The sequence below is a fragment of the Paucibacter sediminis genome (assembly GCF_030254645.1).
Classification (GTDB): Bacteria; Pseudomonadota; Gammaproteobacteria; order Burkholderiales; family Burkholderiaceae_C; genus Paucibacter_B; species Paucibacter_B sediminis.
On record NZ_CP116346.1, the window covers coordinates 4,950,129 to 4,966,514 of the forward strand.

Annotated in this window: 14 protein-coding genes and 2 tRNA genes; 9 read left to right on the forward strand and 7 right to left on the reverse strand. The window is 69.0% G+C overall.

What is annotated here, in order from left to right; genetic code table 11:
- The first annotated feature begins 9 nt into the window (after positions 1-9).
- The 4 genes from PFX98_RS22990 (at position 10) to PFX98_RS23005 (ending at position 4,200) form a co-directional block, all read left to right on the forward strand.
- Positions 10-921, forward strand: coding sequence for a YicC/YloC family endoribonuclease (locus tag PFX98_RS22990; protein ID WP_285232803.1), 912 nt, complete (start codon positions 10-12; stop codon positions 919-921).
- Between the two features lie 24 nt (positions 922-945).
- Positions 946-1,566, forward strand: a complete 621-nt coding sequence (gmk, locus tag PFX98_RS22995; protein WP_285232804.1) for a guanylate kinase — start codon at positions 946-948, stop codon at positions 1,564-1,566.
- Between the two features lie 41 nt (positions 1,567-1,607).
- A complete protein-coding gene (gene rpoZ / locus PFX98_RS23000) occupies positions 1,608-1,811 on the forward strand; it encodes a DNA-directed RNA polymerase subunit omega (RefSeq protein ID WP_285232805.1) in 204 nt (67 codons plus the stop codon).
- A 115-nt stretch (positions 1,812-1,926) separates the two neighbouring features.
- The gene (locus tag PFX98_RS23005) at positions 1,927-4,200 is read left to right on the forward strand and encodes a RelA/SpoT family protein (RefSeq protein ID WP_285232806.1); all 2,274 of its coding nucleotides are present in this window, start codon (positions 1,927-1,929) and stop codon (positions 4,198-4,200) included.
- Here PFX98_RS23005 and greB read toward each other — a convergent pair.
- Positions 4,197-4,757: a transcription elongation factor GreB gene (gene greB, locus PFX98_RS23010; RefSeq protein ID WP_285232807.1), complete on the reverse strand. Its 561-nt coding sequence runs from the start codon at positions 4,755-4,757 to the stop codon at positions 4,197-4,199. The two genes, PFX98_RS23005 and greB, sit on opposite strands and share 4 nt — an antisense overlap.
- A 50-nt stretch (positions 4,758-4,807) precedes the next feature.
- Between greB and PFX98_RS23015 the strand changes: the two genes are divergently transcribed.
- On the forward strand, positions 4,808-5,932 hold the full coding sequence (locus tag PFX98_RS23015) for a CaiB/BaiF CoA transferase family protein (protein ID WP_285232808.1): 1,125 nt from the start codon (positions 4,808-4,810) through the stop codon (positions 5,930-5,932).
- Positions 5,933-6,007: 75 nt separating this feature from the next.
- On the opposite strand, the gene PFX98_RS23020 is transcribed toward PFX98_RS23015, so the two are convergent.
- From PFX98_RS23020 to hemC, 6 genes are all read right to left on the reverse strand, one after another.
- Positions 6,008-6,084 (reverse strand) — tRNA-Arg (locus PFX98_RS23020).
- Between the two features lie 125 nt (positions 6,085-6,209).
- Positions 6,210-6,286, reverse strand: a tRNA-Arg gene (locus PFX98_RS23025).
- Between the two features lie 45 nt (positions 6,287-6,331).
- Positions 6,332-7,579: a heme biosynthesis HemY N-terminal domain-containing protein gene (locus PFX98_RS23030; protein WP_285232809.1), complete on the reverse strand. Its 1,248-nt coding sequence runs from the start codon at positions 7,577-7,579 to the stop codon at positions 6,332-6,334.
- A 17-nt stretch (positions 7,580-7,596) separates the two neighbouring features.
- Positions 7,597-8,703, reverse strand: coding sequence for a uroporphyrinogen-III C-methyltransferase (locus PFX98_RS23035; protein ID WP_285232810.1), 1,107 nt, complete (start codon positions 8,701-8,703; stop codon positions 7,597-7,599).
- Between the two features lie 26 nt (positions 8,704-8,729).
- Positions 8,730-9,512, reverse strand: coding sequence for a uroporphyrinogen-III synthase (locus PFX98_RS23040; protein ID WP_285232811.1), 783 nt, complete (start codon positions 9,510-9,512; stop codon positions 8,730-8,732).
- Entirely contained in the window at positions 9,513-10,442 is a 930-nt protein-coding gene (hemC, locus tag PFX98_RS23045) for a hydroxymethylbilane synthase (RefSeq protein ID WP_285232812.1), read from the reverse strand.
- A gap of 119 nt (positions 10,443-10,561) precedes the next feature.
- Here hemC and ppc point away from each other — a divergent pair, with 119 nt between their 5' ends.
- The 4 genes from ppc to PFX98_RS23065 all read left to right on the forward strand — a co-directional run bounded on the left by ppc (position 10,562) and on the right by PFX98_RS23065 (position 16,378).
- On the forward strand, positions 10,562-13,402 hold the full coding sequence (gene ppc, locus PFX98_RS23050; RefSeq protein ID WP_425334640.1) for a phosphoenolpyruvate carboxylase: 2,841 nt from the start codon (positions 10,562-10,564) through the stop codon (positions 13,400-13,402).
- A gap of 75 nt (positions 13,403-13,477) precedes the next feature.
- The gene (locus PFX98_RS23055; protein ID WP_285232813.1) at positions 13,478-15,100 is read left to right on the forward strand and encodes a tetratricopeptide repeat-containing response regulator; all 1,623 of its coding nucleotides are present in this window, start codon (positions 13,478-13,480) and stop codon (positions 15,098-15,100) included.
- Positions 15,097-15,708: a sensor histidine kinase gene (locus PFX98_RS23060; protein ID WP_285232814.1), complete on the forward strand. Its 612-nt coding sequence runs from the start codon at positions 15,097-15,099 to the stop codon at positions 15,706-15,708. Before PFX98_RS23055 ends, PFX98_RS23060 begins: the two co-directional genes overlap by 4 nt.
- A gap of 73 nt (positions 15,709-15,781) precedes the next feature.
- Positions 15,782-16,378, forward strand: a complete 597-nt coding sequence (locus PFX98_RS23065; RefSeq protein ID WP_285232815.1) for an ECF-type sigma factor — start codon at positions 15,782-15,784, stop codon at positions 16,376-16,378.
- Positions 16,379-16,386: the final 8 nt, after the last annotated feature.

Below are 16,386 nucleotides of genomic sequence, written 5' to 3' on the forward strand. Positions count from 1 at the left end.
CGAATGCTCATGCCAGTTTACAGCATGACGGGTTACGCCAGCGCCAGCTCGCAACCCGTTACACCGAGCGAGACCGGCACCGTCTCGACCGCCAGCGTGACCGTGGAAGCACGCTCCGTCAATGGGCGTTTCCTCGACCTGGGCTTCCGCATGCCCGAGGATCTGCGCGGTCTGGAGCCCGCCCTGCGCGAGCTGCTCACCAAGGCGTTCAAGCGCGGCAAGATCGAGTTGCGCATCAACACCCAGCGCGAGGGGGACAACAACTGGCCCCAGCCGCAGGCCGAGCAACTCAACAAGCTGGCGCGCCTGGAGGGCACGGTGCAGAACTGGCTGCCCAAGGCGCAGGCGCTCTCGGTGCACGAGATCCTGCAATGGTGCAAGGGTGGCGGCGCGGCCGAGCGGCTCGACGAGGCCACGCTGGAGGCGGCGCGCCTGTGCGTGGCCGGCCTGGCCGAGGCGCGCGAGCGCGAGGGCGAAAAGCTGGTGGCGATTCTGCAGGAGCGCATCGACACCCTGCGCGGCCTGGCCGAGCAGGCCGAACCCCTGGTGCCCGCCGTGGTGCAGCGCCAGCAGCAGCGTTTCCTGGAACGTTGGCAGGAGGCGCTGGTGAGCACCGGCGCGGCCCAATCGATACCCGAGGACGCGCTGCGCGAGCGCGCCCTCAATGAGGCGGCCGCCTACGCCATCCGCATCGACGTGGCCGAGGAGCTGGCGCGCCTGCGCGCCCATCTGGAAGAGATCGAGCGCCTGCTCAAGAAGGGCGGCGAGCTCGGCAAGCGCCTGGACTTCCTGATCCAGGAGCTGCACCGCGAGGCCAATACCCTGGGGTCCAAGTCCGCCGCGCTGGAACTCACCAACATCTCGGTGGAGATGAAGGTGGCGATCGAGCAGATGCGCGAGCAGGTCCAGAACATCGAATAAGCAAGCAGCCAGACAGACCCGACCATGGAATATCCCGGCAATCTCTTCGTCGTCGCCGCCCCCAGCGGCGCCGGCAAATCCAGCCTGGTGAAGGCCTTGCTGGAACTCGACGCCAAGCTGGACGTCTCGATCTCGCACACCTCGCGCGCGCCGCGCGGCCAGGAACAGCATGGCCGCGAATACTGGTTCACCACGCCGGAGGAGTTCCGCGCCATGGCCGACCGTGGCGAGTTCTTCGAATGGGCCGAGGTGCATGGCAATCTCTACGGCACCTCGCGCGCTGCCATCGAGGCCCGCATGGCGCATGGCGACGACGTGGTGCTGGAGATCGATTTCCAGGGCGCCCTGCAGATCAAGAAGCTGTTCCCCTACGCGGTGCTGGTGTTCATCCTGCCGCCCAGCTGGGAGGAACTGGAGCAGCGCCTGAAACGCCGCGGCGACACCGAGCCGAGCGTGATCGCCAAGCGCATGGCGAATGCCCGCGTCGAGGTGGCGCAGGCCCAGCAGTTCGATTTCGTGGTGGTGAATGCGGTGTTCGAGACCGCTCTTTTCGACCTGAAAGCCATCGTGCACGCGCAGCGGTTAAAATACGCGGCTCAGCGTCGCAACCGTTCCGCGGTTTTCCGAGCTCTGGACCTGCCCTGACGCTCCACAAGATTCTCAAGATTCATTACCAGGACAACAAAATGGCCCGCATCACCGTTGAAGACTGCCTCGTCAAGATCCCGAATCGCTTCCAGCTGGTGCTCGCCGCGACCTACCGCGCCCGCATGCTGAGCCAGGGCCACACGCCCAAGATCGAAAGCAAGAACAAGCCCGGCGTGACCGCACTGCGCGAAATCGCCGCTGGTGAAGTCGGCATCGAGATGCTGCGCAAGGTGCCGGTCTAAGCACCGCATGCACCCATGCCAAGGGCGCCTGCGGGCGCCCTTTGTCTTTGCCGGCCATGCGGGTCATAGAGGCGCCCACCCAGGGCGGCCGGCGCGCATGCTGTAAATTCGGGCCATGGGTTTTCGCTCCTTCGCCGTCGCTCGCCTGCCTGCCGCACTGACCGGCCTCTCGGGCATTACCAAGACCAGCCCGGAACCGACACAGGCCGAGGCGGCGTCGTTCGACGCCCTGCTGCACAAGCTCGCCTACCTGCCCAAGGGCGACATCAAGCGCATCCGCGAGGCCTACAAGTTCGCTGACGAGGCCCATCTGGGCCAGTTCCGCGCCAGCGGCGAGCCCTATATCACGCACCCGATCGCGGTGGCCGGCATCTGCGCCGACTGGCGCCTGGACGCGCAGGCCATCATGGCGGCGCTGATGCACGACGCCATGGAAGACTGCGGCGTCACCAAGACCGAGCTGATCGAGCGCTTCGAGGCCCCCACCGCCGAGCTGGTGGACGGGCTCACCAAGCTGGACAAGCTGCAGTTCTCCACCAAGGAGGAGTCGCAGGCCGAGAGCTTCCGCAAGATGCTGCTGGCGATGGCGCGCGATGTGCGCGTGATCCTGATCAAGCTGGCCGACCGTCTGCACAATATGCGCACCATGGGGGCGATGGCCTTCGAGAAACGCCGCCGCATTGCGCGCGAAACCCTCGATATCTATGCCCCGATCGCCCACCGCCTGGGGTTGAACGAGATCTACCGCGAGCTGCAGGAGCTCTCCTTCCAGTACATCCACCCCTGGCGCCACGCGGCCCTGTCCAAGGCGATCGCGAAGGCGCGCGGCAATCGGCGCGACCTGGTTTCACGCATCGAGCGCGATGTCATCAAGGCCTTCAACGAGGCTGGCCAGAAGGCCGAGATCCAGGGCCGCGAGAAGACCTTGTTCTCGATCTACAAGAAGATGCGCGAGAAGCACCTGAGCTTTGCCCAGGTGAGCGACATCTTCGGCTTTCGCATCATCGTGGCCGAGCTGCCCGAGTGCTATCTGGCGCTGGGCGTGCTGCACCAGCTCTACAAGCCGCAGCCGGGGCGTTTCAAGGACTACATCGCCATCCCCAAGCCGAATGGCTACCAGTCGCTGCACACCACCCTGGTGAGCCCGCTAGGCACGCCGGTGGAGTTCCAGATGCGCACCGAGACCATGCATATGGTGGCGGAAAAAGGCGTGGCCGCGCATTGGCTCTACAAGAACAAGGGCGACCCGCTGGCGGCCCAGCAGCTGGGTTCGCGCTGGCTGCAGTCGCTCATCGACATCCAGGACGAGACACGCGACGCCAACGAGTTCCTGGAGCATGTGAAGATCGATCTGTTCCCGGACGCGGTCTATGTCTTCACGCCCAAGTCCAAGATCATGGCGCTGCCGCGCGGCGCCACGCCGGTGGACTTTGCCTACGCCATCCACTCGGACGTGGGCGACCATTGCGTGGCCGCCAAGGTCAACGGCGAGCCGGTGCCACTGCGCGCCGAGCTGCGCAGCGGCGATGTGGTGGAAATCATCAGCGCCGCCGGCGCCCGCCCCAATCCCGCCTGGCTGAGCTTTGTACGCACCGGCCGCGCGCGCTCGAAGATTCGCCATTTCCTCAAGAACCTGGAACAGGAAGAGTCGCGCGAGCTGGGGCAGAAGATGCTGGCCCAGGCCCTGCGCGCCGAGGGCCTGGCCATGCCCAGCCTGGACGACGAGGACAACAGCGCCTCCCAGCTCTGGCAAGACCTGGCCCGCTGGGCCGGCAACCGCCATGTGGACGAGCTGCTGATCGAGATCGGCCTGGGCCGCAAGATCGCCACCATCGTGGCCAAGAAGCTGGCGCGCATGCTGGCCGAGCAAGGCCAGCGCCCCGACGCGGTGATGCTCAGCATGGGCCGCTTCGGCGCCGACGATGGCCCGGCCCAGGGCCAGGTCACCATCGACGGCACCGAGGGCGCCTCGGTGCGGCTGGCGAGCTGCTGCCGCCCCATCCCTGGCGACGACATCAAGGGCTATCTGGGCCGCGGCGAGGGCCTGGTGGTGCACACCGGCGAATGCCAGGTCGGGCGCCGCCTGTTCCAACGCGACAGCGAGCATTGGATCGCGGTGGCCTGGGGCGAGGAACTGAGCCGCAGCTTCGAGGCCGCAGTGGGCGTGCTGATGAAGAACGGCAAGGGCGTGCTGGCGCAGATTGCCACGGCCGTCAGCTCGGCCGAGGCCGACATCACCCATATCGCCATGACCGACGAGGCCCAGGCGCGCGAAACCGCCGAGATGCAACTGTTGCTGAGCGTGCGCGACCGCCTGCATCTGGCCGATGTGCTGCGCACGCTGAAGCGCTCGCCCGCCGTGCTGCGGGCCTGGCGCATCAAGCCCTAGCCGAGCTGGGGCTTGGGGTAGCGCACCTCAAGCACCTCAAGGCGCTCCACGCCGCCGGGCGTCATCAACTGCACCTCGTCGCCCTCGCGGGCCTTCAGGAGCGCGCGCGCGATCGGCGAAACCCAGCTCACCTCGCCGTTCAGGCTGTCGCTCTCGTCGATGCCCTTGATGGTGATGGTGCGTTCCTCGCCCTTGGCATTGGCATAGGTAACGGTGGCGCCGAAGAAGATCTGGTCGCTGCCATAGTGCAGGCTGGGATCGGCCACCTCGGCGATGTCCAGACGTTTGGTGAGAAAGCGCAGGCGGCGGTCGATCTCGCGCAGGCGTTTCTTGCCGTAGAGGTAGTCGCCGTTCTCCGAGCGATCGCCATTCTTGGCCGCCCAGGAGACGATCTCGACGATCTTGGGGCGCTCCTCGTCCAGCAGGGTCATGAACTCGGCACGCAGCCGCGCATAGCCCGCGGGGGTGATGTAGTTGCGTGTTCCCGACGGCAAGGCGGGCAGCGCCATGTCCTCGTCGTCATCGCCATCGCTTTCCTTGGTGAAGGCCTTGCTCATCCGTATATTGTGCCCGGCGACCTTCATCGAGCAGCACACAGGAGCACAGAATGAGTCAGGGGCCATTGGCAGGCTTGCGCGTGATCGAATTTGCCGGCATCGGGCCGGGCCCCATGGCCGGCATGCTGCTGGCCGATATGGGCGCCGAGGTGATCGTGGTGGAACGCCCCGCGGCGTTGCGCACCCTGGGCGGCGGCGAGGCCATGAACCGCGGCAAGCGCTCCATCTGCGTAGACCTGAAGTCGGCCGTCGGCGTCGCCGCCATCAAGCGCCTGGTGGAGAGCGCCGACGCGCTGATCGAAGGTTACCGGCCGGGCGTGATGGAACGATTGGGCCTGGGGCCCGAGGCCTTCGAAGCGCAGCACCCGCGTCTGGTCTATGGCCGCGTCACCGGCTGGGGCCAGACCGGGCCACTGGCCCAGGCCGCCGGCCACGACATCAACTATGTGGCGCTCACCGGCGTGCTCGCGATCGCCTCGCGCGCCGGCCAGGCCCCCACCCTGCCCGCCACCCTGCTGGGCGATATGGCAGGCGGCGCGATGTTCCTGGCCTTCGGCGTCGTCTGCGCCCTGCTGGAGGCGCAACGCTCCGGCCGAGGCCAGGTGGTGGACGCCGCCATGATCGACGGCGTGGGCGCACTCAGCAGCCTGGTGCATTCGCTGCGCGGCATCGGCATGTGGGGCGACGATCCGGCGCAGAACTTCTTCCTGCACGGCTCGCCCTTCTACGACAGCTTCGAGTGCGCGGACGGGCGGCACATCACGCTGGGCGCGATCGAGCCGCCGTTCTACAAGCTGCTGCTGCAGAAGCTGGACCTGGAGCATCTGGACGCCCAGCTGCAATACGACCACCGCCACTGGCCGGCGGCACGCGCCGAGGTCGCCGCACGCATCAAGCAAAAGACGCGCGATGAATGGACCGCCTTGCTGGAGGGCAGCGACGTCTGCTTCGCGCCGGTGCTGAGCTTGGCCGAAGCGGCCCAGCATCCGCACCAGCGCGCGCGCGGCAACTTCGTGGAGGTGGATGGCAAGATCCAACCGGCAAGTGCGCCACGCTTTGCGCGCACGCCGGGGCCGGCGCCGCGCCCATTCCCGCAGCCCGGCCAGGACACGCACGCCGTGCTGGCCGCACTGGGCCTGGGCGAGGCCGAGATCGCCGCCATGGCCCGCGCATAAACCCGCGCATAAAAGCTGCAACAAAGCAAAAGGGCCGGCGATTGCTCACCGGCCCTTTGCCATTTCTTTTTATTCTGGTGCGGCTGGCAGGATTCGAACCCACGACCCCTTGGTTCGTAGCCAAGTACTCTATCCAACTGAGCTACAGCCGCCGAAGCCTTAGACTATAGCATGCTTTTTATCGCATACACAAGCTAAGCGCTTGATTTTCAATTTTCACATCTCTCTCGAGAACCAGAAAAACAAAGCCAGTGAAAGCTCACTGGCTTGGTAAATCTGGTGCGGCTGGCAGGATTCGAACCCACGACCCCTTGGTTCGTAGCCAAGTACTCTATCCAACTGAGCTACAGCCGCTGAAGCTATCTAGTATAGCCTGAAATAAACGGGCTCGGCAAGTCTTCAAGCCAAGGTGGCCGCGGCCTCGTGGCAGCGGGCGCGCCGCTCGGCATCACCATCGCGACCGGCCAGATCGGCCAAGGTCAGCCAGCTGCGGCGACGTGCTGCCACCGAGAGTGCGCGGTCGCCGCCCGCCTGCTCCAGCATCAGCCGTGCCTTGCCCCAGAGCTGGCGCTCGGCCAAGGCATGGCCCAGGGCATAAGCCATGTAGTTGTCGCGCGGGAAACGCTGCGCGGCCTGCTCCAGGCGCTGCAGCCATTCGGGGCCCATGCCGGGCATGCAGGCCACCAGGGCCTCGGCCAAAGCCACGCGCTCATCGGCGCCCAGCTCGGCAATCTCCTCCCAGGCCGGGCGCAACCAACCGCGCCCATCGTCCGGCGCGCCCAGCGCGGCCGCACATTGCGCCGCACGGGCGGCCACGAAGACATCGCGCCGATCGGCCGCATCGAGGTGCTGCCAGATGCTGCGCAGCTGGTCCACATCGCGCGCTGATTCCAGCGCCTCGAAGGCCAGCGAGCGCAGCAGGCCCTGCGCCGCCAGCTTGGAAAAGCCCTGGTGCTTGGCGAGCAAACGCGCCGTGCGCAAGGCCTCCAGCGGCTGCTTGGCCATGCGTGCGGCCTGCAGCTTGAGGCGCAGGGCCTGGGTGCGGCGCGCCACGCCGGGGCTCAGATCGCTCAGCAGCGCCAGCGCGCGGCTGGCGTCGCGGTCGTCCAGCGCCCATTCGGCGGCCAGCAGGCGGGCGCCCTCTTCCTGCGCCTTAGCCTGGGGCGAGCGCTGCGCCAGTTCCAGGGCCAGTTGCAGCTGCTCGTCGCGGCGGCGCTTGTCCTGCATGCGGTGCGCGCTCTGCGCGCCCAGCAGATGGCCCAGCGCCATGAAGCCGGCATCCTGGGCCAGATCGGGCGTCTGCGCCTGGATGCTCAGCGCCTTCTGCGCGGCCTTCTGGGCGCGCCCGTAACGCGCGCCGAAATACTCGCCCAGCGCATCGCGCAGCGCCAGCTGGGCGCTGCGTTCGCGCTGCGCCAACCGCCACTCGCGCGCGCGCCGCGGCAGCGTGGTGAGCGAATCGATCGCCTTGATGACCGTCACCAGCGCAAAGCAGCTGCCCACCAGGGTGAGCAGGAACAGATTCAGCGAGACGTCGAGGCGCCAGCCATTCCAGTAGAAGCTGGCCAAACCATCGTTGCTGCCCAGGGTCAGGGCCGCCACCACCGCCACTGCGAACAGCAGCACCAACCAGATCACCGTGCGCATGGGGATCGGGCTCCGGATCAGCGGCCCGCGGCGGCCAGAGCCGCCAGCGTGTCATCGGGGCGTGGCACCGCCACCTGGCGCGCCTGCCCCACCACCTGACGCAGCAGCTCATTGGCCGCCGCGACCTTGCGTGAGCGCGCATCGAAGTAGCGATCCAGCATGCCGAGGGTGTCGCGCAGGTCGCTCTGCGCGGTTTCGAACTGCCGGCTCAACAGCGCCAGCCTGGCGTTCAACAGGCGCAGCTTGATGTTCTCGCGCAGGAAATAGGCTTGCTCCGGCGCCATCAGCATGGCCTCGGGGTGGTTGATGCGCGTCACCCGCAAGAGCGACTTGGCTTCCTGCCAGGCCAGCCCGGCGGTCTCGCCCCAGCGCTGCTGCACCAGCTCCCACCAGCCGGCCATGCCGGGCTCGATCGGCTTGGCGGCGGGCTTTGGGGCTGGCTTGGTGTCAGGTCTTGCCTGGCGCGCCACCGCGGGCTCGCCGGCCTTGTCGGCTGCGGACAGCAGGGGCAGCTCATCGACCAGGCGCACCACCTCGTCGAGCTTGATGCTGAGGGTGGAGACGTCGACCACGCTGATCGCCTTGACGCGGTCCAGGTCGCGCACCACGGCGCGGCGCACGCCCTCCAGGCGCGGCTGCTTGTAGCGCACCAGGCGCTCGTCGGCCTGCTTGAGCGCGGCCACCAGGGGCTCGGCGCTGCCGGTGATGCTGGTCTGCTGCAGAGCCACCCGCAGCGAGGCTTCGATATCGCCCACCACGTTCTCGTCGCGCGATCTCGACATCGATTGAATCAGCTCTTCCAGCTGGCCGCGCTGCAGCGAGACCTCGGCCAGGCGCGCGTCCAGCAGGGCCACCTTGGCGGCGGTGTCGCGGCTCAGGTCCTGCGACTGCTTGGCCTGGTTGGCGGCCTCCTGGGCCGCCGCCTGGCTGCTGTCCTGGCGGCGCACCAGCTCCTGCTCCAGATTGCGCAGCCGGCTGTTGCTCTGCCAGGCCAGCACCAGGGCCACCAGGGTGCAGACTGCCAGGCCCGCGGCCAGCGCCGGCATCAGCATCGAAGGGCGCGAGGTGGCCGCTGCCAGGGGCTGCGGCACCGCGTCTTGAAGGGGGTTGGGAAGCTCGCTCACGTTGGCGCAGATTGTAGGGTCCGCACCTAGAGGCTTCGCAGCGCCGCGGCGATGGCGCCGGGCTCGGGTCGCGCCAAAACCACATGCCCACATCCGAGGGCTTTCGCGCGCTCGGCAATGCGCTCATGGGTGGCGATCGCCAGGCTGCGCGACCAGACCGCGCCGGGCCCGGCCAACTGCTGCAGATGGCCGATGGCCTCGGAACTGCTGAACAGCCAGACCATGCGCTCGGGCGCGGCCAGCGCGGCGTCCAGCAGCCCCCGCTCGGCGGGGTCCAGCTGCGGGCAGGCGCGCCGGTAGACGGAGATCTGCCGCACCTGGGCGCCGCGCTCCTGCAGGCGCTCGGCTAGCCAGTCGCGCCCGCCGTCGCCGCGCAGGATCAGCGCCAGCCGGCCGGCCCAGTCGCGCCCGGCCAACAAGGGCCAGAGATGTTCGGAGTCGAAGCTGGCCGCGTCCGCCGGCGGTTGCACGATCAGCTCGGCCGGCACGCCCGCCGCGCGCAAGGCCAGGGCACTGCCGGGGCCGACCGTGGCCGCCAGCGTCGCGCCCGGCCAGGCCATGCCGGCGGGTTGGGCCGCGAAGAAGGCGGCCACCGCATTGGGGCTGACGAACATGGCCAGCGCCGCCCGCGGCAGCTCACGCCAGGCCAGCGCCGCGGCGTCCGGCGCCATGCCGGGCTGGATGGCGATCAGCGGCAGCACCGCCGTCGGCACGCCCTGCGCCGCCATGCGCGCCACCCAGTCCTCAGCCTGGGCGCGGGGCCGCGTCAGCAGCAGCGTTCGCTCGCTCGAGCCCGGCTGCACGGCCACTCAGGCGGCCGCCAGGTAGGCGCTGGCGCCCTGCTCGCGCAGCGCCTGCGCCACCCGCTCGCCCAGCGCGCGCGCTTCGGCCTCGTTGCGCGGCTGGCCGCGGCCCAGCGTCTTCAGCAGCGGTTTGTCATGGTGCTCGGGATGGCCCAGCGCGGCCGCGAGCTGCAACTCGCCGCCCTCCCATACCGCGTGCGCCGCCAGCGGCATGCTGCAGCTGCCACCCAGGGCGCGCGACACCGCGCGCTCCGCCTGCGTGGCCAGCCAGGTGGGTTCGTGCATCAGGCCGGCGAGCTGCTGGCTCAGCGTCGCGGCATCGGCGCGCACCTCCAGGCCCAGGGCGCCCTGGCCGGCGCAGGGAATCATCTCGTCCACCGCGAACAGGCTGCGGATGCGCTCGGCCAGGCCCAGGCGCTTGAGCCCGGCGGCCGCCAGCACGATGGCGTCGTAGCCGCCTTCGTCCAGCTTGCGCAGGCGCGTGTCGAGATTGCCGCGCAGCGGCTCGATGCGCAGATCGGGGCGCAGATTCTTCAGTTGCACCACGCGGCGCAGGCTCGAGGTGCCCACCACCGCGCCCTGCGGCAGCTCGGCCAAGTTGGCGTAGCGGTTCGAGACGAAGGCGTCGCGCGGGTCCTCGCGCTCCAGGATGCTCACCAGGGCAAAGCCCTCGGGCAGGTCCATGGGCACGTCCTTGAGCGAGTGCACCGCCAGGTGGGCACGGCCCTCCTCCAGCGCCGTCTCCAGCTCCTTCACGAACAGACCCTTGCCTCCCACCTTGGAGAGCGCGCGGTCGAGGATCTGGTCGCCGCGGGTGGTCATGCCCAGCAGGCCCACATCGAGTTTCAGGCGTTCGGCCAAGAGGGCCTGCACATGCTCGGCCTGCCACAGCGCGAGGCGGCTTTCGCGCGTCGCGATCAAGAGTTGTTGCGTCATGCCCTCATGCTAGCGCAGCCCGGTGCGACCCCATTCCGGCTTGCGCAAAGAAACTGTTAAAGTCGAAAACTGGTAACTTGGTTACACGCGCCTCACCTCCAACGCCCCAACTCCAGACCATGCCAGCCCGACCAGCCCATCCCGCGCCACGCGCCGTCAAGACGGCCGTCAACACCACCAAGGCCGCAGCCAAGGACAAGAACGCGCCCCTGATGCACGACATCCGCCTTCTGGGCCGCATCCTCGGTGAGGTGATCCGCGAGCAGGAGGGCCGCGACGCCTATGAGCTGGTGGAGCGCATCCGCAAGCTCTCGGTGGCCTTCCGCCTGAAGCGCGATACGCAGGCCGGCAAGAGCTTCGACAAGCTGCTGAAGAGCCTCTCGGGCGAGCAGACCGTGAGCGTGATCCGCGCCTTCAGCTATTTCTCGCACCTGGCCAATATCGCCGAGGACCGCCACCATGTGCGCCGCCGCGAGATCCACGAGCGCGCCGGCAGCCTGCAGCCGGGCTCGCTCGCCTATGCCTTGGAGCGCCTGCACGAGGCCGGCGTGCGCCCGGCCGAGGTGGCCAAGACCCTGCAGCATGGCTTCATCTCGCCGGTGCTGACCGCCCACCCCACCGAGGTGCAGCGCAAGAGCATCCTGGACGCCGAGCGCGCCATTGCCGAGCTGGTGGGCCAGCGCGACACCCTGCACACCGAGCGCGAGCTGCGCGACAACGAGACCCTGATGCGCGCCCGCATCACCCAGCTTTGGCAGACGCGCATGCTGCGCTACTCCAAGCTGACGGTGGCCGACGAGATCGAGAACGCGCTCTCCTACTACCACGCCACCTTTCTGCGCCAGATCCCCAAGCTCTACGCCGAGCTGGAAGAGGCCCTGCCCGGCCACGAGTTCAAGAGCTTTCTGCGTATGGGCCACTGGATCGGCGGCGATCGCGACGGCAATCCCAACGTCACTGCTGTGACGCTGCGCCATGCGATGAAGCGCCAGGGCGAGGTGGCGCTGCGCCACTACCTCACCGAGCTGCATGAGCTGGGCGCCGAACTCTCGATCTCGGCCCGCCTGGCCAGCATCAGCCCCGAGCTGCAACTGCTGGCCGAGCGCAGCCCGGATCGCAACGAGCACCGCATGGACGAGCCCTACCGCCGGGCGTTGACCGGCATGTATGCGCGCCTGGCCGCCACCCTGCACGAGCTCACCGGCACCGAGGCGCTGCGCCATGCCGTGGCCCCGCAGGACCCCTATCTGAGCCCCGAGGAGCTGCTGGCCGATCTGCGCATCATCGAAAGCTCGCTGCGCAGCCACCATGCCGAGGCGCTGATCGCGCCGCGGCTGAAGCCGCTGATGCGCGCCATCCAGGTGTTCGGTTTCCATCTCGCCACGCTGGACCTGCGCCAGAGCTCCGACCAGCACGAGGCCGTGGTGGCCGAGCTGCTGAAGGCCGCGCGCATCCAGGCCGATTACAGCGCGCTCAGCGAGGCCGAGCGCCGCGGCCTGCTGCTGAGCCTGCTGCAGGACGCCCGCCCGCTGCGCGTGATCGGCGCGGTCTACAGCGAGCGGGCCCAGGGCGAGCTGGCCATCTTCGAGGCCGCGCGCGAGGTGCTGCAGCGCTTCGGCCGCGAGGCCCTGCGCCACTACATCATCAGCCACACCGAGTCGGTGAGCGATCTGCTCGAGGTGATGCTGCTGCTCAAGGAGGTCGGGCTGCTGCGCGGCACGCTGGATGGCGAGGCCATCAGCGACCTGATCGTCGTGCCGCTGTTCGAGACCATCGGCGATCTGCGCGAGGCCCCCGGCATCATGCGCGAGTTCTACGCCCTGCCCGGCATTGCCGCGCTGGTGCAGCGCTCGGGCGGCGAGCAGGACATCATGCTGGGCTACTCCGACTCCAACAAGGACGGCGGCGTGTTCACCAGCTCCTGGGAGCTCTACCGCGCCGAGATCGCGCTGGTGGAGCTGTTCGAGGCGCTCAAGGCCCAGCACCAGCCCGTCACCCTGCGCCTCTTCCATGGCCGCGGCGGCACGGTGGGCCGCGGCGGCGGCCCCAGCTACCAGGCCATCCTGGCCCAGCCCCCCGGCACGGTGAACGGCCAGATCCGCCTCACCGAACAGGGCGAGGTGATCGCCTCCAAATACGCCAACCCCGAGATCGGCCGGCGCAATCTCGAGACCCTGGTGGCCGCCACGCTGGAAGCGACCCTGCTGCACCCCACCAAGAGCGCGCCCAGGAGCTTCCTCGAAGCCGCACAGGCGCTTTCGGACGCCAGCTTCAAGGCCTACCGCGGCCTGGTCTACGACACGCCCGGCTTCGCCGAGTATTTCTTCGCCTCCACGCCGATCCGCGAGATTGCCGAGCTGAACATCGGCTCGCGCCCGGCCTCGCGCAAGGCCACCCGCGCCATCGAGGACCTGCGCGCCATTCCCTGGGGCTTCAGCTGGGGCCAGTCGCGCATCGCCCTGCCGGGCTGGTGCGGGTTCGGCTCGGGGGTGGAGGCCTTCCTGGGCAAGGAGCCGGCCCAGCGCGCGCAAAACCTGACCCTGCTCAAGCGCATGGTCAAGCAATGGCCCTTCTTCCGCACCCTGCTGTCCAACCTGGACATGGTGCTGGCCAAGACCGATCTGGACATCGCCGCGCGCTATGTCGAGCTGGTGGAGAACAAGCGCCTGGGCAAAAAGATCTTCGAGGCGGTGAAGGCCGAGTTCCAGCGCACCCAGGAGGCGCTGGCGCTGATCACCGGCGAGCACAAGCGCCTGGCTGCCAACCCGGCGCTGGCGCGCTCGATCGAGCACCGCTTCCCCTATATCGATCCGCTCAACCACCTGCAGGTCGAGCTGATGCGGCGCTACCGCGCGGTGGCGCCCGAGCAGCGCGCCGAGGACCCCAGCATGGAACGCGTGCAGCGCGGCATCCATCTGTCGATCAACGGCATCGCGGCGGGCCTGCGCAACACCGGTTGATTGCCCAGCGCCCCGCTCGTCCTGTAAGCTCGGCGCACCCCACCCCGGGTGCTTGCTGGAAGGCACAGGACGAGCATGCGCGCCGACACCCCCTACTCCCGGATCGAGGCCCTCGTGGTCGACGACATGGCCACGCAGCAGACCACGCTGCGCGGCCAGCTGGGCATGCTGGGCATCCACAAGATCGAGGGCGCCAGCTCGGCCGAGGAGGCGCTGCGCCATGTGCGCGCCAAGCCCTTCGGCCTGATCCTGTGCGACTACAACCTCAACCACAAGACCGACGGCCAGCAGCTGCTGGAATACCTGCGCGAGCACCAGCTGCTGGCGCCGGACTGCCTGTTCTTCATGATCACGGCCGAGAACAGCTACCTCTCGGTGGCCGCCGCCAGCGAGCACCTGCCCGACGCCTACCTGCTCAAGCCCATCACCGCGGGTGACATCGAAGACCGCCTCAAGGCCCAGCTTGAAAAGCGCCAGGCCCTGCTGGACATCCACAAGCAGCTCGGCCGCAAGGACCTGCCCGCCGCGCTGAAGGCCTGCGACACCCTGCTGGCCAAGAAGGACCGCTGGACCATGCAGGCCCTGCAGCTCAAGGGTCAGGTCTTGCTGGAGCTGGGCGCGCTGGACGAGGCGCGCGCCGTCTACCAGCAGGCGCTGGAGCTGCGCCCGCAGCTGATCTGGGCCCAGCTGGGCCAGGCACGCGCGCTCCGAGCCGCCGGCCGCTTTGATGAGACCGTGCAGCTGATGCGCGAACTCATCGGCAGCGCCGAGGGCGCCAAGAACCTGGCCGCGCACGAGCTGCTGGCGCAGGCCCTGGAGGCCATGAACCGCCAGGACGAGGCGCTGGCGGTGCTCAAGCAGGCGGCCGAGATCGTGCCCTCGGCCAAGCGCATGCGCACGCTGGCCGAAAGCGCCTACCGCAATGGCGATACCGAGCTGGCCAAGCAAAGCCTGGCGCGCGCGCTCAAGTCCAGCCAGGGCTCGCTGAGCGCCCAGCCCATGGATGCGCTGGTGCTGGCCCAGGCCCATATCGATCTGGGCGAGGCCAAGGAGGCGCTGGCGGTGCTGGTCGACCCGCCCGGCAAGGTGCAGCGCAGCGCCGAACAGGCCGCCGCCATGCTGGCGCTGAGCGCCCAGGCCCATGCCCTGCTGGGCGAGGCCGAGAAGGCGCGCGAGCTGGCCGAGCAGGCGCTGGCCGAGACGCCACAGGCCAAGGCCGACTTCGCCACCATCGCGGTGGCGCGCGCCGCCCTCGCCACCGGCCAGGCCGAGCGCGGGCTGGCCCTGCTGGGCAAGGTGGTCAGCGCCGACCACGAGAATGCGCGCATGCAGCAGCTCGTCAGCAAGGCCTTGCGCGACACCGGGCACGAGGCCGAGATCGCCAACATCGTCACCGCCACCAGCGGCGGCCTGAAGACGCGGCTGCACCAGGCCAAGCTGGCGCTGCGCGCCGGCCGGCTCGACGAAGCGCTGGCGGCCCTGGAGGCGGAGCTGCACGCCTTCCCGGAGAACACCACCGTGCTGATGGAATGCGCGCAGATGAACTGCATGGTGCTGCGCCTGCGCAAGCAGCTGGATGCCCAGCGCGTCGAGCAGGTGCGCGGCTATCTGAGCCGCCTGGAGCGCCTCTTGCCGGGCCACGACCGCGTCGCCCAGATGCGCAAATACCTGCGCGACACCCTCAGCGCCCTGGCATGAACCGCGAACTGCTGGCCCTGCTGATCCATGACCTGAAGAACCAGCTGGGGGTGCTGGAGGCCGAGCTGGCGCAGTTGGAGCGGCGGCCCGAGGCCGAGCTGGCGCACCGCGCCCACCAGCATTGCGCCCAGCTGCGCCAGCGCCTGATCGCCTACCTGACGCTTTACGGCGCCGACGGCAGCCGCCTGCTGGCGCAGGCCTCGGACGAGTCGCCGCAGGCCTTTCTGCAAGGCCTGCTGCATGTGGATTCGCGCCCCGACCATGCGCCGCTGCGCCTGGGGCCCTGCAGCAGCGCGCCGGCCTTCTGGTACTTCGACCCGCGGCTGGTGCGCCTGGCCCTGGAGGCGGCGCTGCAGAACGCCTGGCGCTTCGCGCGCAGCGAGGTGGTGCTGGATGCCGGCGTGCGCGACGGCCAGCTGGTGTTCTCGGTGGACGACGACGGCCCCGGCCTGGGCAGCGCCGACCCCTCGGCCCAATCCTCCACCGGCCTGGGCCAGGAACTCTGCGCGGCGGTGGCGCGCGCCCACCAGCTCGGCGCGCGCTGCGGCAGCGTCAGCCTGCTGGACCGTCCCGGCGGCGGCACGCGCTTTGAAATCCTGCTGCCTTGAATGAGCCGGCCTGCCCCCTAACTTCCTCGCTGGGCGGCGGCTACACTGCCGCCACTTTCAGCCTCCCGCCGCCATGACCAGCGCCCCTGCCCAGCCCGCCCCGGGCGACACCGTCGAAGCCATGACCGTGCTGTTGCAGGCCTGGAAAAAGGGCGACGGCGCCGCCTTCGAACGCGTGGTGCAGGCGGTGCATGGCGAGTTCCTGCGCATGGCGGCCTCGCGTCTGCGCGGCCACGACGCCGCCACCCTGGCCAAGGGCGATGTGGTGAACGAGGCCATGCTGCGCCTGATGGCCGCGCCCAGCGACTGGCAGAACCGCGCGCACTTCTTCGCCACCGTCTCGCTGACCATGCGCAGCGTGCTGCGCGAGCATGCGCGCGCGCGCCTCGCCGACAAGCGCGGCGGCGGCCGCGTGCAGCTCACCCTCAGCTCGGCGGCGCTGGGCGAGGAATCGATGGCGGCCGATCTGCTCACCCTGGACGCGCTGCTGGACCAGCTCGGCGCCCACGACCCGCGCGGCGCCCAGGTGCTGGAGCTGACCTATTTCGCCGGCCTGCAGCGCGCCGATATCGCCGAGGTGCTGGCCATCTCGGTGCCCACGGTGGACCGCGAGCTGCGCTTCGCGCGCGCCTGGCTGGCCGAACAACTGGGCCGCGAGCTGGAAGCCTGAGAGCGGGC

Bases quoted from the DNA above. Each gene is read 5' to 3' on its own strand.
- PFX98_RS22990 (WP_285232803.1), top strand. From the start codon at position 10: ATGCCAGTTTACAGCATGACGGGTTACGCCAGCGCCAGCTCGCAACCC.
- gmk (WP_285232804.1), top strand. From the start codon at position 946: ATGGAATATCCCGGCAATCTCTTCGTCGTCGCCGCCCCCAGCGGCGCC.
- rpoZ (WP_285232805.1), top strand. From the start codon at position 1,608: ATGGCCCGCATCACCGTTGAAGACTGCCTCGTCAAGATCCCGAATCGC.
- PFX98_RS23005 (WP_285232806.1), top strand. From the start codon at position 1,927: ATGGGTTTTCGCTCCTTCGCCGTCGCTCGCCTGCCTGCCGCACTGACC.
- greB (WP_285232807.1), bottom strand. From the start codon at position 4,757: ATGAGCAAGGCCTTCACCAAGGAAAGCGATGGCGATGACGACGAGGAC.
- PFX98_RS23015 (WP_285232808.1), top strand. From the start codon at position 4,808: ATGAGTCAGGGGCCATTGGCAGGCTTGCGCGTGATCGAATTTGCCGGC.
- PFX98_RS23030 (WP_285232809.1), bottom strand. From the start codon at position 7,579: ATGCGCACGGTGATCTGGTTGGTGCTGCTGTTCGCAGTGGCGGTGGTG.
- hemC (WP_285232812.1), bottom strand. From the start codon at position 10,442: ATGACGCAACAACTCTTGATCGCGACGCGCGAAAGCCGCCTCGCGCTG.
- ppc (WP_425334640.1), top strand. From the start codon at position 10,562: ATGCCAGCCCGACCAGCCCATCCCGCGCCACGCGCCGTCAAGACGGCC.
- PFX98_RS23055 (WP_285232813.1), top strand. From the start codon at position 13,478: ATGCGCGCCGACACCCCCTACTCCCGGATCGAGGCCCTCGTGGTCGAC.
- PFX98_RS23060 (WP_285232814.1), top strand. From the start codon at position 15,097: ATGAACCGCGAACTGCTGGCCCTGCTGATCCATGACCTGAAGAACCAG.
- PFX98_RS23065 (WP_285232815.1), top strand. From the start codon at position 15,782: ATGACCAGCGCCCCTGCCCAGCCCGCCCCGGGCGACACCGTCGAAGCC.